General features: G+C 70.6%; 14 protein-coding genes. 11 read left to right on the top strand and 3 right to left on the bottom strand.

Going from position 1 to position 15,969, the window contains the following annotated elements; translation table 11 throughout:
• Positions 1–297: 297 nt before the first annotated feature.
• Entirely contained in the window at positions 298–1,971 is a 1,674-nt protein-coding gene (locus AC0VYD_RS08155) for a phospho-sugar mutase (RefSeq protein ID WP_475479305.1), read from the top strand.
• 18 nt (positions 1,972–1,989) lie between these two features.
• Here AC0VYD_RS08155 and AC0VYD_RS08160 read toward each other — a convergent pair whose 3' ends face one another.
• Positions 1,990–2,484, bottom strand: coding sequence for an Lrp/AsnC family transcriptional regulator (locus AC0VYD_RS08160; RefSeq protein WP_452545838.1), 495 nt, complete (start codon positions 2,482–2,484; stop codon positions 1,990–1,992).
• A 748-nt stretch (positions 2,485–3,232) separates the two neighbouring features.
• On the opposite strand from AC0VYD_RS08160, the gene AC0VYD_RS08165 reads away from it, so the two are divergent.
• From AC0VYD_RS08165 to AC0VYD_RS08210, 10 genes are all read left to right on the top strand, one after another.
• Positions 3,233–4,270: a thiamine pyrophosphate-dependent dehydrogenase E1 component subunit alpha gene (locus AC0VYD_RS08165; RefSeq protein WP_475479306.1), complete on the top strand. Its 1,038-nt coding sequence runs from the start codon at positions 3,233–3,235 to the stop codon at positions 4,268–4,270.
• Positions 4,267–5,286, top strand: a complete 1,020-nt coding sequence (locus AC0VYD_RS08170; RefSeq protein WP_475479307.1) for an alpha-ketoacid dehydrogenase subunit beta — start codon at positions 4,267–4,269, stop codon at positions 5,284–5,286. Before AC0VYD_RS08165 ends, AC0VYD_RS08170 begins: the two co-directional genes overlap by 4 nt.
• 5 nt (positions 5,287–5,291) lie before the next feature.
• Positions 5,292–5,636 carry a biotin/lipoyl-containing protein gene (locus AC0VYD_RS08175; protein ID WP_473040692.1) on the top strand — a complete coding sequence of 115 codons (345 nt, stop codon included), beginning with the start codon at positions 5,292–5,294 and terminating at the stop codon, positions 5,634–5,636.
• A 178-nt stretch (positions 5,637–5,814) separates the two neighbouring features.
• Complete coding sequence (locus AC0VYD_RS08180) at positions 5,815–6,546, top strand: alpha/beta fold hydrolase (RefSeq protein ID WP_475479308.1); 732 nt, start codon at positions 5,815–5,817, stop codon at positions 6,544–6,546.
• 303 nt (positions 6,547–6,849) lie between these two features.
• The gene (locus tag AC0VYD_RS08185; protein ID WP_475479309.1) at positions 6,850–7,905 is read left to right on the top strand and encodes a BMP family lipoprotein; all 1,056 of its coding nucleotides are present in this window, start codon (positions 6,850–6,852) and stop codon (positions 7,903–7,905) included.
• 190 nt (positions 7,906–8,095) lie between these two features.
• The gene (locus AC0VYD_RS08190) at positions 8,096–9,703 is read left to right on the top strand and encodes an ABC transporter ATP-binding protein (protein ID WP_475479310.1); all 1,608 of its coding nucleotides are present in this window, start codon (positions 8,096–8,098) and stop codon (positions 9,701–9,703) included.
• Positions 9,700–11,178 (top strand): ABC transporter permease, encoded by a 1,479-nt coding sequence (locus AC0VYD_RS08195; protein ID WP_475479311.1) that lies wholly within the window; start codon positions 9,700–9,702, stop codon positions 11,176–11,178. Before AC0VYD_RS08190 ends, AC0VYD_RS08195 begins: the two co-directional genes overlap by 4 nt.
• Entirely contained in the window at positions 11,175–12,767 is a 1,593-nt protein-coding gene (locus AC0VYD_RS08200; RefSeq protein WP_475479312.1) for an ABC transporter permease, read from the top strand. The genes AC0VYD_RS08195 and AC0VYD_RS08200 overlap by 4 nt, the downstream gene beginning before the upstream one ends.
• Positions 12,764–13,162, top strand: a complete 399-nt coding sequence (locus AC0VYD_RS08205; RefSeq protein WP_475479313.1) for a cytidine deaminase — start codon at positions 12,764–12,766, stop codon at positions 13,160–13,162. Before AC0VYD_RS08200 ends, AC0VYD_RS08205 begins: the two co-directional genes overlap by 4 nt.
• 87 nt (positions 13,163–13,249) lie before the next feature.
• Entirely contained in the window at positions 13,250–14,539 is a 1,290-nt protein-coding gene (locus AC0VYD_RS08210) for a thymidine phosphorylase (RefSeq protein WP_475479314.1), read from the top strand.
• A 153-nt stretch (positions 14,540–14,692) separates the two neighbouring features.
• On the opposite strand, the gene AC0VYD_RS08215 is transcribed toward AC0VYD_RS08210, so the two are convergent.
• Both AC0VYD_RS08215 and AC0VYD_RS08220 read right to left on the bottom strand, forming a co-directional pair.
• A complete protein-coding gene (locus AC0VYD_RS08215) occupies positions 14,693–15,271 on the bottom strand; it encodes a hypothetical protein (protein ID WP_475479315.1) in 579 nt (192 codons plus the stop codon).
• Between the two features lie 95 nt (positions 15,272–15,366).
• A complete protein-coding gene (locus AC0VYD_RS08220) occupies positions 15,367–15,831 on the bottom strand; it encodes a hypothetical protein (protein WP_475479316.1) in 465 nt (154 codons plus the stop codon).
• Positions 15,832–15,969: the final 138 nt, after the last annotated feature.

Below are 15,969 nucleotides of genomic sequence, written 5' to 3' on the forward strand. Positions count from 1 at the left end.
GCGGTGTTTGCTTGGGTCCTCCGCTTCGCTTCGGCCCGTGTGCGGCGCCTTTGCGGAGGGATTCTTCATCCTCGGCTACGCCTGACGCTCGTTCCTCGCTGGCGGCTTGCCTCGTCTTGCAGACCCCTCCCCGGCGCTCGAACGAAAGAACACCCCCTGGGGCGGAGGTAGGCGCGTAGGGGCCAGAACACCCCCTGGGGCGAAGGTAGGCGATCAGGGCCACCCCTCCGGCTGAGGTGAGTGGGAGGGGGGCCGACGCACCCCCTGTGGTTAGTCATCCAGACAGGAGAGATCCGCATGACCGACACCGAACTCCTCACCCGTGCGCGGGCCTGGCTCGACCAGGACCCCGATCCCGTGACGCGGGAAGAGCTGGGTGCGCTGCTGGCCCGCGCGGAGGCCGGGGAGGCGGCCGCCCTGGCCGACCTCACCGACAGGTTCGCCACCGGCCTGGAGTTCGGTACGGCCGGTCTGCGCGGAGCCCTGGGCGCCGGGCCCAACCGGATGAACCGGGTCGTGGTCATGCGCGCGGCCGCGGGGATCGGTGCGTGGCTCGGGGCGGGCGGCAAGCACGTGGTCATCGGGTACGACGCCCGGCACCGCTCCGCCGACTTCGCCCGGGACAGCGCCGCCGTCCTCACCGGAGCCGGACACCGGGTGTCCCTGCTGCCCGGCCCCCTGCCCACCCCGGTCCTGGCGTACACCCTGCGCGACCTGGGCGCGGACGCCGGGATCGTGGTGACCGCCAGCCACAACCCGCCCCAGGACAACGGCTACAAGGTGTACGTCGGCGGTTCCGGTGACGACGCGGGCACCCAGATCGTCTCCCCGGTGGACGCCGAGATCTCCGCCGCGATCGACGCGGTGGGCCCGGTCGGGGAGCTCGCCTCGGGTGAGGGCTGGACCGTGCTCGGCGAGGAGGCGGTGGAGCGGTACCTGGCCGCCGTCACCGCGCTGCCGTTGGCGGCGGACCGGGACCTGTCGGTGGTCTACACCCCCATGCACGGGGTGGGCGGCCGGGTACTGGTCGAGGCGGTGGAGCGGGCCGGGTTCGCCCGTCCGGCGGTGGTCGCCGAACAGTTCGACCCCGACCCCGACTTCCCCACGGTGGACTTCCCCAACCCGGAGGAACCCGGGGCGATGGACCTGGCCGTCGCGGCGGGGGAGGCCCTCGGGGCCGACCTGGTGGTGGCCAACGACCCGGACGCCGACCGGTTGGCGCTCGCGGTCCCCGGGCACGGGCTGCTCACCGGGAACGAGGTGGGCGGGCTGCTCGCCGAGTACGTGCTCGACCGCACGAGCGGTGCGGACCGGGTGGTCGCCACCTCGATCGTCTCCTCCGGCCTGCTCGGCAGGATCGCCCGGGACCGGGGTGTGCACTACGAGGAGACTCTGACGGGGTTCAAGTGGCTGGCCCGCGCGGGCGCGCCCGGGCAGCGCAGGGTGTTCTCCTACGAGGAGGCCCTGGGGTACTGCGTCGGCGGTGACGGGGGGCGGCCGGTGGCGGACAAGGACGGGATCAGCGCGGCGCTGATGGCGCTCTCCCTGGCCGCGGCCGCGAAGCGGACCGGGCGCACCCTGGTCGACCTCCTCGATGACCAGGCGAGGAAGTACGGCCTGCACCTCAGCGACCAGCTGTCGGTACGGGTGGAGGACCTTGCGGAGATCTCCGCGGCGATGCGGCGGTTGCGCGCCGAACCGCCCGCCGCGTTCGGCCCCCTGAAGGTGTCGGAGGTCGTCGACTTCGTCGGCGGGCACGAGGGTCTGCCGCCGACCGACGCACTGCGCTTCGAACTGACGGGTGGGACGCGGGGGCGCGTGACGCTGCGCCCCTCGGGGACCGAGCCCAAGCTGAAGGCCTACGCCGAGGTGGTGTCGGGGGTCGACGGCGACGTCGCGGCCGCCCGCGCGCGGGGCTCGGAGCTGCTGGCCGAGCTGATGGCCTCGGTCGCCGAGGTGGTCAGGGGATGATCCGGGGGTGGGGCGGGTTCACCCGCTTTCCTCGTTCGGCTCCACGACGGGCCGGTGTACGACCTCGTCGATGACGGTGAGCGTCTGGGTGGACGTCACGCCGGGAAGCGATTGGAGACGGCTCAGGATCAGGTCGCGCAGCTGGTTGGTGTTGGCGACGCGGACCAGCAGGACGATGTCCGCCGACCCCACCACGTACCAGCAGTACTCGATCTCGGGGTAGGAGGAGAGGATCTCCCGGTTGGCCCGCCAGTCGGGTTGGCTCCCCGAGATGAGTACGAGCGCGGTCACGCCCAGCCCCATCTTGGAGTGGTCGGTCACCACGGAGTAGCCGCGGATGACGCCCTCGTCGGTGAGCCGCTTGATCCGGTTGTAGGCCGTGGCCCGGGAGACGTTGGCCAGTGCGGCGATCTCCGTGATGCCGGTTCGAGCGTCCTTGGCGAGCGCACTCAGGATGGTCTGGTCGGTCGTGTCCGGCCGCCGGCCGTTCCTACGCTGGTCGCCCATGGCCATGTGCGTGCTCCTCGTGTGCTCTTGTCGCAGTGCTCAACTCCTTGCTGTCATCGTTGACAGGGAGCTAAGGAAATACCAGGTAAACGTTGTTTTCGTCCATAGAAATCTCAGCCGGCGAGATACGGCGCGCGTCCGGGCGGCGGAGTCGGGGGCGGGGGATCGGGGGTTCGCGCGGCGACCTCTTGTGCGAACCGCCAAGCGGGGGCCTGACGGGGAAGTCCGACTGTACTCATGGTTGACGCACGGAGTGGGGCGAGGGTTTCCCCGACTGGCCAGTAACCACAACGAACCGGCTGGAATCGGCCAGAAATTCTTACCTATGGACCCATTTCGGCCATATTTGTCGTATCTGTAAGTGCAGACAACAACTCGTTGGGTGCGGCTCCGGGGGCGGACGTATCTCTGGGATGAGCACGCTTCGTGTTTGCGTAGGAGCCCTCGGTTTTCATCGGTCCGAGTCGGGGCGCCCCGCGCGGGGGTTCCCGCGGGGGCGGGCGCGCCTCTCCCCGGCGTGGGGCGTCGATGGTGATTCGTGATGTTTGGCGCGGTGTGTCGTTTTCCCGTGCTGGCAGTGCTGGATCTTAGACGTTTAAGAATATTTCTGGGGCTCTCGTTCGCAGATGTATCGACTATTCGGCCATATCTAGCGTAACTGTCCAGTTGTCCGGAGAATCAAGAGCAGACCGTGACCACCCCGAGCCCCGGTCGCGCCACCACGCGCGCAGGGCCACGTTGGGAGCCTCTCGACATGCCACCCCAAGAGTCGAAGGGCCAGGGCGCCATCACCGTGGAGCACCTGCCGCCCGAACTCACCCGCCGGCTCTACCGCGACATGCGCACCGCGCGCGACCTGGACACGGAGGCCATCGCCCTCCAGCGCCAGGGCGTCTTCCCCGCCTACGTCTCCGTCCGCGGCCAGGAAGCGGCACAGGTCGGCAGCGCCACCGCGCTCGACCCCGCCCGGGACTTCGTCTTCCCCACCTACCGGGAAATGGCCTCGGCCCTCGCCTACGGCGTCGAGATGGTCGGCTACATGGCCACCCACCGCGCCCTGTGGCACGGCGGCCTCTACGACGTCATGGACTCGCGCTTCGGCGCCATCAACGCGGTCGTCGGCGGCCCCGTCCCGCACGCCGTGGGGTGGGCGCTCGGTGAGCGGCTCCGCGGTGACGACGGCGTCGCCATGGCCTACTTCGGGGACGGGGCCAGCTCCGAGGGAGACGTCCACGAGGCCATGAACTTCGCCGGTGTCCTCGCGGCGCCCGTCATCTTCTTCTGCCAGAACAACCAGTGGGCCCTGTCGGTACCCAACGAGCGCCAGGTCGCCGGCGGATCCGTCGCCGCGCGCGCCGAGGGCTACGGCATGCCCGGGGTCCTCGTCGACGGCAACGACGCCGGCGCGGTGCACACCGCCACCGCCGAAGCGGTCGAACGCGCCCGCAACGGCGGCGGCCCCACCGTCATCGAGGCGCTCACCTACCGCATCGAACCCCACTCCACCTCCGACGACCCCGGCCGCTACCGGGACGAGGCCGACACCGAGCACTGGCGGCGGCGGGACCCCGTCGCCCTGCTGCGCGCCGCCATGCTCGAGGCCGGGCACGCCGACCCCGAGCACTTCGCCGCCGTCGACGCCGAGGCCGCGCGGCGGGCCGAACAGGTCCGGGACGGAGTCGCCGACGCCCCCGAACCCGACGGCTCCGAACTGTTCACCCACGTCTTCCGGGAGACCACCGAGGAGCTGACCCGGCAGCACCGCACCTGGCAGGAAGAGGTCGAGCTGTGACCGAGCTGATCGAACGCGCCGACACGACGGTGGAGTCCGCAGTGGTGGAGCTGTCCATGCAGCAGGCCATCAACCGGGCCCTGCGCGTCCTGCTCACCGAGGACCCCGACGTCCTCGTCTTCGGTGAGGACGTCGGTGCCCTCGGCGGGGTCTTCCGGGTCACCGACGGGCTCCAGAAGGAGTTCGGCGACCAGCGGGTCTTCGACACCCCGCTCGCCGAGTCCGCCATCATGGGCATGGCGGTCGGACTGGCCATGAACGGCTGGCGGCCCGTCCCCGAGCTCCAGTTCGACGGCTTCGCCTACCCGGCCGTCGACCAGATCGTCAACCAGGTGGCACGCATGAACTACCGCACCCGCGGCGCCGCCCCCATGCCGATCACCCTGCGCCTACCCTCCTTCGGCGGTATCCAGGCCCCCGAGCACCACGGGGAGAGCCTCGAGGCCCTCTTCGCGCACACCCCCGGACTGAAGGTCGTCGCACCCTCCGACCCCGCCGAGGCCTACAGCCTGCTGTTGCAGTCGGTGCGTTCCGACGACCCGGTCGTCTACATGGAGCCCAAGGCCCGCTACTGGGACCGCCTGCCGGTCCGGCTGAGCGAATCCACCGACCCGATCGGCACCAGCCGAATCGTCCGCCCCGGACGCCACGCCACCCTCGTCGCCTGGGGCGCGATGGTGCACAGGTGCGTCCAGGTGGCTGAGCTGGCCGCGGAGGACGGCGTCGAGCTGGAGGTACTGGACCTGCGCTGGCTCAAACCCATCGACGCCGCCGGGCTCGCCGCCTCCGTCGCCCGCACCAAGCGGGCCGTGGTCGTCCACGAGGCCCCGCTCACCGCCGGACTCGGCGCCGAGGTGGCCACGCTGATCACCGAGAACTGCTTCCGTGAGCTGGCCGCCCCGGTCCAGCGGGTCACCGGGTTCGACGTACCCTACCCGGCCGGGCCCCTGGAACCGCAGTACCTGCCGACGATCGACCGCGTCCTGCTCGCGGTCCAGCGAACCCTGGAGTACTAGCCGACATGGCAGAAGAGAACATCACCTTCACCCTCCCCGACCTGGGCGAAGGGCTCGTCGAGGCGACCGTGCTGGAGTGGCAGGTCGCGGTCGGGGACACCGTCGGCCGCAACGATCCGCTGGTCGAGGTGGAGACGACCAAGTCGGCCGTGGTCATCCCCTCGCCCAAGGCCGGCCGGGTGGTCGAGCTGCACGCCCGGGAGGAGGAGGTCGTCCCGGTCGGGGAGCCCCTGGTGACCTTCGCCGTCGAGGTCGAGGAGAGCGCCCCCCAGGCCGGCATCGTCGGTCGGGTCCCCGAGGAGGACGCCAAACCGAAACGCAGAGTGAGGCTGAAGCCTCCGACGGACTGACGCGTCAAAGGTCCCATCTCTGGCGGGGGCCCGTTCGGATGTCAACACAAGTGGCGCACCCAATACGGGGTGGTCGTTTATGCAAACATCTGAATGGGCCCCCGTTCTCCCGACCAAATCCCGCCCCGGACATAAGAAGGAAGGATTCATGACCGTGAATCCCGTCGGAGACGTGACAATGCGCTATGCGGATTTGCCTTCACAGGATCCGGCCGACGACGTGCCGGTGCTCCTGCTGCACGGTTTCGGCACCGACTTCGACATGAATTGGCGCGCCACGGGGTGGCCGCGCGTGCTCGAGGAGGCCGGGCGCCGGGTGCTCGGCCCGGACCTGCGCGGCCACGGAGCCAGCGACAAGCCCACGGACCACCGGCTCTACCTGCCCGAACACTTCGTCACCGACATCCTGGCGATGCTCGACGAGCTGGACGTCCGGGCCGTGGACGCCGTCGGTTACTCCATGGGGTCCCGGCTGGCCTGGGAGCTCGCCCTGACCGCGCCGGAACGGGTCCGCAGCCTCGTCCTGGGCGGCTTCGGTCCGGTCAATGCCCTGGCCGGCCTGGACACGGCCCGCCCGGGGGAGGGTGACAGCCCCTTCGACCACGTCTACCGCACCGTCGCCGCTCTGGCGGGCAACGACGCGGAGGCGCTCGCCGCCTGTGTCCGCGGTCAGGCCGCACGACCCTTCCGGGAGGAGCCGCGACCCGAGGGCGTCCCCCTGCTCGTGGCCGCCGGGGCCAAGGACACGGTCGCCGAGGGCGCCGCGGCGTTCGCCGAGCGCTGCGGCGGCTCGTACGTGGAGATCCCCGGCCGGGACCACGCCAACGCTGTCTCCTCCAGGGTCTTCAAGCAGGCCGTGGCGGACTTCCTCGGCGCCCGGGGGCCGGATCAGGGGGTTAGTCCGGTCTAGACCGGTTGGCGCGAATATGCGGCTGTGACCACCGGTGAAGGTCACGGTACAACCGGTCGTGCGGGCGGTCCCTCCGGAGGAACGGGAGGTCAAAAACGGCGAATAGGCCGTTGGTTGCCACGGTTCGGTGTGCTCTTGGTAACTTCCAGGTAAGGTGCCGTGTCGCTCTGCTCTCGCCTTCATAACAACTCCGTCCGTTGGTTAGGTGTACTTTCGACCAGCGGATATCGTCCGGCAACAGAACTCAGGTCGGATCCGCGCTGAATGCGGGCCGCTGAGAGGGCGAAGGGGAGAGTTACTCAAGTGAAGCGCAGCAACGCAGCCAAGTTCGCCGCGGTCGCCGCGGCGGGCGTGTTGGCACTCACCGCGTGTGACAACGCGGCCGAAGACACCGGCGACAGCGGAAACGGCGGCGGCGAAGAGGCTTCCGAGATCCGCGTCGGCCTTGCCTTCGACGTGGGCGGTCGCGGCGACCGCTCGTTCAACGACTCCGCCTACCGGGGCCTGCAGCAGGCCGCCGACGAGCTCGGCGTCGAGACCGCCGACTTCGAGCCGGCCGACGGGGAGGCCGACTCCGACAAGCAGGACCGCCTCGCCAACATGGCCGAGGAGGGCTTCGACGTCGTCATCGGTGTCGGCTTCGCCTACCAGGAGCCGATGGAGGCCGTCGCCGAGAACTACCCGGACACCAACTTCGCGATCGTCGACTCCGAGGTCGAGGGCCACGACAACATCACCAGCCTCGTCTTCGCCGAGGAGCAGGCCTCCTTCCTGGCCGGTGCCGCCGCGGCGCTGACCACCGAGGAGGACCACGTCGGCTTCGTCGGCGGTGTCGAGACCCCGCTGATCCACAAGTTCGAGGCCGGGTACGTCGCCGGTGTCGAGCACGTCAACGAGGACATCAACGTCGAGGTCGACTACCTCAGCCAGCCGCCGGACATGAGCGGCTTCAGCGACCCTGCGCAGGGCCGTGAGGCCGCCCAGGCCCAGTACGACCGCGGCGCCGACGTGATCTACCACGCCGCCGGCGCCTCCGGCAACGGCGTCCTCCAGGCCGCCGTCGACAACGAGTTCACCTTCATCGGCGTCGACAGCGACCAGTACGAGAACGCCGAGGAGCAGCAGAAGCCGTACGTGCTGACCTCCGCCATCAAGCAGGTCGACGTCGCCGTCTTCGAGATGATCAAGTCCGTGGTCGAGGGCGACCCGCAGACCGGCATCCAGCGCTTCGAGCTCGCCGACGGCGGTGTGGACTACACCCTGTCCAACGAGGAGGCCATCGAGCCGATCCAGGAGGAGCTCGACGCGCTCAAGCAGGAGATCATCGACGGCGAGATCGAGGTTCCGACCCAGCCCTAGCAGGCCGGGTCCACACGGTTCGCCCCACCGCGGGTACGGCCCGCGGTGACAGTGCCCCAGGGCGGCGCCGGTGACAGGGGGAGCAGTCCCCCTCCGGTGCCGCCCCGGTTGCCGTTTTCCGCGACGATGGCGTCCGGACACGAACCCTTCGGGGCCCGTGCGCCACGTTGCTGTTTCCACGAGGAGAAAGATGAGCAGCACGCCATCGGGCGAAGAGGCCTCGGGGCCCTTCGCCGTTGAGCTGCGCGGGATCACCAAACGTTTTCCCGGCGTCGTGGCCAACCACGACATCGACATCACCGTGGCTCCCGGTACCGTGCACGCCATCGTCGGCGAGAACGGCGCGGGCAAGTCCACGCTGATGAAGACCCTGTACGGCATGCACCGGCCGGACGAGGGCCATATCCGTATCCGCGGCGAGGAGGTGCGCTTCCACTCGCCCTCCGACGCCATCAGACACGGCATCGGCATGGTGCACCAGCACTTCATGCTCGCCGACAACCTCACCGTGCTGGAGAACGTGGTCCTGGGCGCGGAGCGCAGGCACGGCATCGGCCGCAGGGCCAGGGCCCGCATCCAGGAGCTGTCCGCCCAGTACGGGCTCGGCGTCGACCCGGACCGCCTCATGGAGGAACTGGGTGTCGGGGACCGCCAGCGCGTGGAGATCCTCAAGGTGCTCTACCGCGGCGCCGAGACGATCATCCTGGACGAGCCCACCGCCGTCCTGGTCCCGCAGGAGGTCGACGAGCTCTTCGACAACCTGCGCGAGCTCAAGCGCGAGGGCCTCACGGTCATCTTCATCTCGCACAAGCTCGACGAGGTCCTGTCCGTCGCCGACGAGATCACCGTGATCCGCCGCGGCACCACGGTGGCCACCGCCGACCCGCGCACCACCACCGCGCGGGAGCTGGCCACCCTCATGGTCGGCGGCGAACTGCCCGTACCGGAGCTGCGCGAGTCCACCGTCACCGACCACGTCATCCTGTCCCTGAACGGGGTGACCGTGCGCTCGCCGGAGGGCCGGCCCGTCGTCGACGACGTCACCCTCGACATCCGCAGGGGCGAGATCGTCGGTATCGCCGGGGTCGAGGGCAACGGCCAGTCCGAGCTGATCGAGGCGATCATGGGCATGCGCCGGGCCGCCTCCGGCAGCATCGCCCTGGAGGGCCAGGACATCACCGACTGGCCCACGCTGCGCATCCGCGAGGCCGGGGTCGGCTACATCCCCGAGGACCGGCACCGGCACGGCATGCTGCTGGACTCCCCGCTGTGGGAGAACCGGATCCTGGGACACCAGACCCGGGAGCCCAGTGTCCGCGGCCCCTGGATCAACCGGGCCGGGGCGCGCGCCGACTCCGAGCGCATCGTCACCGAGTACGACGTGCGCACCCCCAACATCGACGTCATCGCCGACGCGCTGTCCGGGGGCAACCAGCAGAAGTTCATCATCGGCCGGGAGATGAGCGCGCAACCGCACTTCCTGGTCGCCGCCCACCCCACCCGAGGCGTGGACGTGGGCGCCCAGTCGGCCATCTGGGAGCAGCTGCGCGAGGCGCGCGCGGCCGGGCTGGCCGTCCTGCTGGTCTCCGCCGACCTCGACGAGCTCATCGGCATGTCCGACACACTCCACGTCATCCTGCGCGGCCGCCTGGTCACGGAGGCCGACCCGAACAGCGTCACCCCCGAACAGCTCGGTTCCGCCATGACCGGCGCCGGGCTGGGCGGCGATGACGCGCACACAGAAGGTGGCAGCGGTGCTGAGGGCACCAACGGAAACGAGAGCGAGGGCGGCGAATGAGTAACCCCGGACGCCGCACCATCGCGGCACCGATCGTGTTCGGCCTGGCCGTACTCCTGGGTGTCGCGGCGACCTTCGCCCTGGACCTGTTCCTGCTGTGGTGGGCCGCGCTCATCATCGGCGTCACGCTCGCCTTCGGGCTGGTGGCGGCGCTGGCGCCGTTCACCCCGGACGAGAGCCGGATCGGCGCCGACGGGACCAGGGAGGAGGGCACGCCCCTGCACAACGTCCTGGTCGTCCCGATGTCGCTGATCCTGGCGGTCGCGGGCGGTCTGGTCTGCGCCTGGACCCTGGACCTGCAGCTGATCGAACCCGTCGCGGCCGCGCTCGGCGCGCTCGTCGGCTCGGCTCTGGCGTTCGTGCTGTTCCACCGCCTGGCGGCGATGATGGCGCTGTCCTTCGCCGCGGTCCTGGCCGCCGGTGTGCTCGCGGTCGGCGTCACCGCCGCCGTGCTGCTCCTCAGCGGAATCGCACCGTTCCAGACCTTCGGGCGGATGGCCGAGTTCGGTACCCGGCCCGACAGCCTGGTACAGATCATCAACAGCAGCATCACCTACTACCTGGCCGCCGTGGCCGTGGCGATCGGCTTCAAGATGAAGCTGTTCAACATCGGTGTGGACGGCCAGTACCGGCTCGCGGCGCTGCTGGCCGCTGCCGTGGGCGGCTACCTCGTGCTGCCGCCGGTGATCAGCCAGGTCGTCATCATCGCCACCGCCATCACGGTCGGCGGCGTGTGGGCCGGGATCGCCGGATACCTCAAGGTGGCGCGGGGCGTGTCCGAGGTGATCTCCACGATCATGCTCAACGCGATCGCCACCGGCATCACCGCCTACCTGCTGAGCACCGACCGCCTCGCGGTGGAGATCAGCACCAACAACATCGGCACGCCGCCCATGCCCGAGTCGGCGTGGGTGCCCGGCATCCCCGCGGGCTTCCTCGGCTCCGACCGGGAGATCTACGGCCTGGTCCTGCTCGCCGTCGCGGTCGGCTTCCTCTACTGGATGATGCTCAACCGCACCCGCTTCGGGTTCGAGCTGCGGGCCACCGGCCAGTCGCAGACCGCGGCCGAGGCCAGCGGTGTGAACGTCAAGAGGATGGTCTTCCTGTCCATGCTCTTCTCCGGCATGGTCGCGGGGCTCGTGGGCCTGCCCCAGCTCCTGGGGCACTCGCACTACTACGCGCTGGACTTCCCGGCGGGTATCGGCTTCATCGGTATCGCGATCGCCCTGCTGGGCCGGAACCACCCGGTGGGCATCGTCTTCGCGGCACTGCTGTGGGCCTTCCTCGACCAGGCGGCGGGGATCCTGCCCTTCGACGGGATCCCGCAGGAGATCGCGGTCATCGCGCAGGCCACCATCGTCCTCACGGTCGTCGTGGTCTACGAGGTCGTGCACCGCTGGGGCCGCCGCTACCAGCAGCAGCAGATCGGCAAGCAGCTCGGCAGGGCCGTCGAGTCCAGCGGGGAGGCACAGTGAGCCAGGAACTGAACGTGAAGGAAGCGGCGGAGTCGCCGTGGCGGCCCAGGGGGTGGGCGCGGTGGCGTGTCCTGACCCTGTTCGCCGCGGTGCTCGTCTCCCTGGCCGGGCTGCGCGTCATCACCGGCCAGGACATGCTCACCGACTCGGGCACCATCCGCACCACCCTGACCTTCGCGGTACCCATCGGACTGGCCGCCCTCGGCGGACTGTGGGCCGAGCGCGCGGGCATCATCAACATCGGCCTGGAAGGCATGATGATCCTGGGCACCTGGTTCGGTGCCTACTTCGCCTGGAGCACCGACAACCCGTGGATGGGCCTGCTCGCGGGCGTCCTCGCCGGGATGGCCGGCGGCCTGCTGCACGCGGTCGCCACGGTGACCTTCGCGGTGGACCACATCGTGTCCGGTGTGGCGATCAACATCCTCATGCTCGGCGCGATGCGCTACCTGTCGATCCTGGTGTACTCGGACGTGCCCGGCGCGGGTGCCGCCCAGTCGCCGACCACACCCGAGTTCCCGACACTGAACCTGCCGGTCCTGCCGGAGCTGCTGCGGCCGGTGGAGGCCGCCGGAACCTTCCTGGTCAGCGACCTGGCCTCGCTGGTGATCGGTCTGACCACCCGCATGTCGGCGCTCACCCTCGTCGCCCTCCTGATGATCCCGCTGACCTACCTGGTGCTGTGGCGGACGACCTTCGGCCTGCGCCTGCGCTCGGTCGGTGAGAACCCCGACGCCGCCGAGTCGCTCGGCGTGGCGGTGTACCGCCTCAAGTACGCGGCGGTCGTCGTCTCCGGCGGTCTGGCCGGTATGGGCGGCGCGTTCCTGGCCATGGTGGCCTCGAACATCTACCAGGAGGGGCAGACCGGCGGCCGCGGCTACATCGGTCTGGCCGCGATGATCTTCGGTAACTGGCGTCCCGGCGGCCTGGCGATGGGAGCCGGACTGTTCGGCTACACCGACGCCCTCCAGCTGCGCGGCGGCGGCGAGGCCATCCACGCGCTGCTCCTGCTGTTCGTGGCGGCACTGCTGGCCTGGACGCTGTGGCGTTCGCGCGCGGCCCTGCTCGGCCGGATCGGTTCCGCGGCGACCGTGCTCGGTGCGCTGCTCTACGCGTTCACCGCGGCCGGCCCGCTGGCCGCCCACTCCGGACTGCTCTACCCGGCGGCGGCGCTCCTGCTGCTGGCCGGCCTGCTCCTGGCCCTGTGGAGCAGCCGGGACGCGCAGACACCCCCGCTGGCCGTGGTCGCGGTCGGGCTGCTGGCGGCCGGTGCGCTGGCCTACTGGACGAGTTCCTTCCTCCTCGCCGGCGCGGCCCTGACCACCGCGTACGTCGTACTGACCCTGCTGGGTATCGCGGCGGCGTCCGCGGCGATGTGGAAGACCAGGAAACGCGCCACGGCGATGGCGGCCCTGGCCGTCGGAGTGGCCTCGCTGCTGCTGTTCTGGTACTTCGGCACCGACTCGCTGCCGCGCGAGCTGGCCACCTACAGCCCGCACATCGCCACCCTGCTGGTGCTCTCACTGGCCTCGCAGAGCCTGAGGCCGCCCGCCGGGATCGGCCAGCAGTGGAGGGCGGGACGCTCATGACCGAACACACCGGCGTGGACTGGGCGGCCCTGCGGGAGGCCGCCCGGGAGGCCATGGGCCGCGCGTACGCGCCCTACTCGAAGTACCCGGTGGGCGCGGCGGCCCTGGTCTCCGACGGCCGGACCGTGAGCGGCTGCAACGTGGAGAACGCCTCCTACGGGGTGGGCCTGTGCGCCGAGTGCGGTCTGGTCAGCGCGCTGCACGCCTCCGGCGGCGGGCGCCTGGTCGCGTTCAGCTGCGTGGACGGCCGGGGCGAGACCCTGATGCCGTGCGGCCGCTGCCGCCAACTGCTGTACGAACACGGCGGGCCGGACCTGCTGGTGGACACGCCCGAGGGGATCCTTCCCATGGAGCGGGTGCTGCCGCAGGCCTTCGGGCCGCACAACCTCGCCTGAGGGGCGAAGCACGATCGGGTGCCTCCCCGGCCGCCGACCCACGGCGGCCGGGGAGTCGTTTTTTCCAGCCACGGAGAGGAACACGACATGGACGTCATCGAGGTCATCCGAGCCAAACGCGACGGGGGAGAGCTCACCCCGGAGCAGATCGACTGGGTGATCGGCGCCTACACCCGTGGTGAGGTGGCCGAGGAGCAGATGTCGGCGCTGGCGATGGCGATCTTCCTGCGCGGCATGGGCCGGGCGGAGGTGGGCCGCTGGACCGAGGCGATGCTGTCGTCGGGGGACCGGCTCGACTTCTCCGACCTGGCCCGGCCCACCACCGACAAGCACTCCACGGGCGGGGTGGGCGACAAGATCACGCTGCCGCTCACGCCCACCGTCGCCGCCTGCGGGGCCGCGGTACCGCAGCTGTCCGGGCGCGGGCTCGGCCACACCGGCGGGACCCTGGACAAGCTGGAGTCGATCCCCGGCTGGCGCGCGTCGCTGTCCACCGAGGAGATGCGGCGGGTCATCACCGAGACCGGCGGTGTGATCTGCGCGGCGGGCACCGGGCTGGCTCCGGCCGACCGCAAGCTCTACGCACTGCGCGACGTCACCGGCACCGTGGAGTCGATCCCGCTCATCTCCGCGTCCATCATGAGCAAGAAGCTCGCGGAGGGCACCGGGGCCCTGGTCCTGGACGTCAAGGTGGGGTCGGGCGCGTTCATGAAGGACGCCGGGTCCGCCCGGGAGCTGGCCCGCACCATGGTGGACATCGGCAACGACCACGGCGTGCGCACGGTCGCCCTGCTCACTGACATGGCCACGCCCCTGGGCCGTCAGGTCGGTAACGCACTGGAGGTCGCCGAGGCCGTCGAGGTGCTCTCCGGGGGCGGCCCCGACGACGTCGTGGAGCTCACCGTGGCGCTGGCGCGGGAGATGCTGACGGCGGCCGGTCTGACCCCGGGCGAGAACGGCGTCAAGGACCCGGCCCAAGCCCTGCGCGACGGCAGCGCCCTCGAAGCCTGGAAGGACCTGGTCCGGGCCCAGGGCGGCGACCCGGACGCGCCGCTGCCCGAGGCGGCCGAGCGCCGGGTGGTGCTGTCCCCGTCCAGCGGCGTCCTCACCCGGCTGGATGCCTACCAGGTGGGCCTGGCCGCCTGGCGGCTGGGCGCGGGCCGGGCCCGCAAGGAGGACGCGGTGTCCTTCGGGGCGGGCGTGACCCTGCACGCCAAACCGGGTGAGGAGGTCCAGGCCGGGGAACCGCTGTTCACCCTGCACGCCGACGAGCCCGAGCGCTTCGACCGGGCCGCCCAGGCCCTGGAGGGGGCCTTCGACATCGGTGACGCGGCCGAGTGGCGGACGCGACCGCTGGTCATCGACCGGATCAGCTGATCCCGCCGTGTTCCGGGCGGGTCGCCCGCGCCGTCCGCCCGGCTACGGCGGAGCCGGGGGTCCGGGGCGCGGCCGCGGGGGCGCGTAGATGCGGAGGGGCTGGCCGACACACTGGTCGCCAGCCCCTCCCGCGTGTGCCCGAAGGCCGCCGAACTAGTCCATGATGGGCGGCATCATCTGCTGCGGGGAGGCCTCGGGCATCAGCAGGAAGGCCGCCGCGGCGACGATCACGAACAGGAAGCCCACGATGGTCGTCGCGGTGGCGGTCCACTTCGCCCAGGGGCGGGTCCCCCAGTTGTGCAGGGCGAGCGCCAGGGTCGAGGTGAGCACGGTGAGCAGGGCCACCCCGCCGCCCATCCAGATCTGTGTCTCGATGTACTTGATCTGCCCGGGGTCCACGGTCTGGCCGCCTGCCAGGAGCATGCTGGTGAGGATCTCCAGCAGTTGCCCGGACAGGATCGTCACGGCGAGCAGTACCACGCTGACGATGCTCAGGGTCTCGGTGGAGAAGGCGCCCCCGGCCCGGGGCTCGGCCGGAACGGCCCCGAACTCCGCATCGGGAGCGGTCCCGTACTGGTTCTCCTCGGTCTCCGGGGCTTCGGCGGTCCCCGGGGCCCCGGTTCCGGCGGGCGCCTCCGCGGCGACCCCCGGTTCGAATTTCGGTTGGGGAGCGCCCTCCGCGGGTCTGTCGGTGTTCTCGGCCCTGGCGTTGTCTTCCGGTTCGGTACTCACGCGGCCAACGTACCCGGGGGTCTGTATAAGAGGGGCCTAAGAATCGCCTGATCAGACCATGAAAGCGCCCCGAATCCGTCACGGGGCGCTGATGGTCAGGCGCCGGTGAGCAACACGTACGACAACACGGTCAGCACCACCAGCACCACGCCCACCAGTACGGTCGCCGCGGCCAGGTGGCGGGCCCAGGCACGGGTGCCGGGACCGGCACGGAGCAGGGCCACGGCGGCGCAGACCACGGCCAGCGCGGAGAACAGTCCGGCACCGGTCAGCTCACCCTGCACCTCGTAGGTGAGGGAGCCCTCGGCCCCGGTCAGGGTCTGCTGGTTGAAGATCCTGACCAGCTGGGTGGAGAGCAGCGTCGTGGCCAGGAAGAGGAGCCCGGTGACGCTGAAGGTCTCGGGGCCGAACAGGCCGCTCCGGGGCTGGGCGCTCCGCCCGGCGAGGAAGGCCTCGCCGGCGGCGGAGGCGGCGGGGCCCGCGGAGCCGGGGTTTTCCGGGGCGCCGTCGGTATCGGAGGGGACGGTGGTGGGGGGAGTGTCTTCTGAGGAGGTACTCACCCGCGCCAAAATACCGCCCGGCTCTCCCGAACACGGGCCCCGTAACGGGTTGGGCGCGGCCACTTCCGGCCATATCGCCCACGGGTGCCCAACGGGGTAAAAACAATCATGAGTGCTTGTTTTTTTCTGTGTCCGGTG

Source organism: Nocardiopsis sp. iso_40 (genome assembly GCF_056173285.1).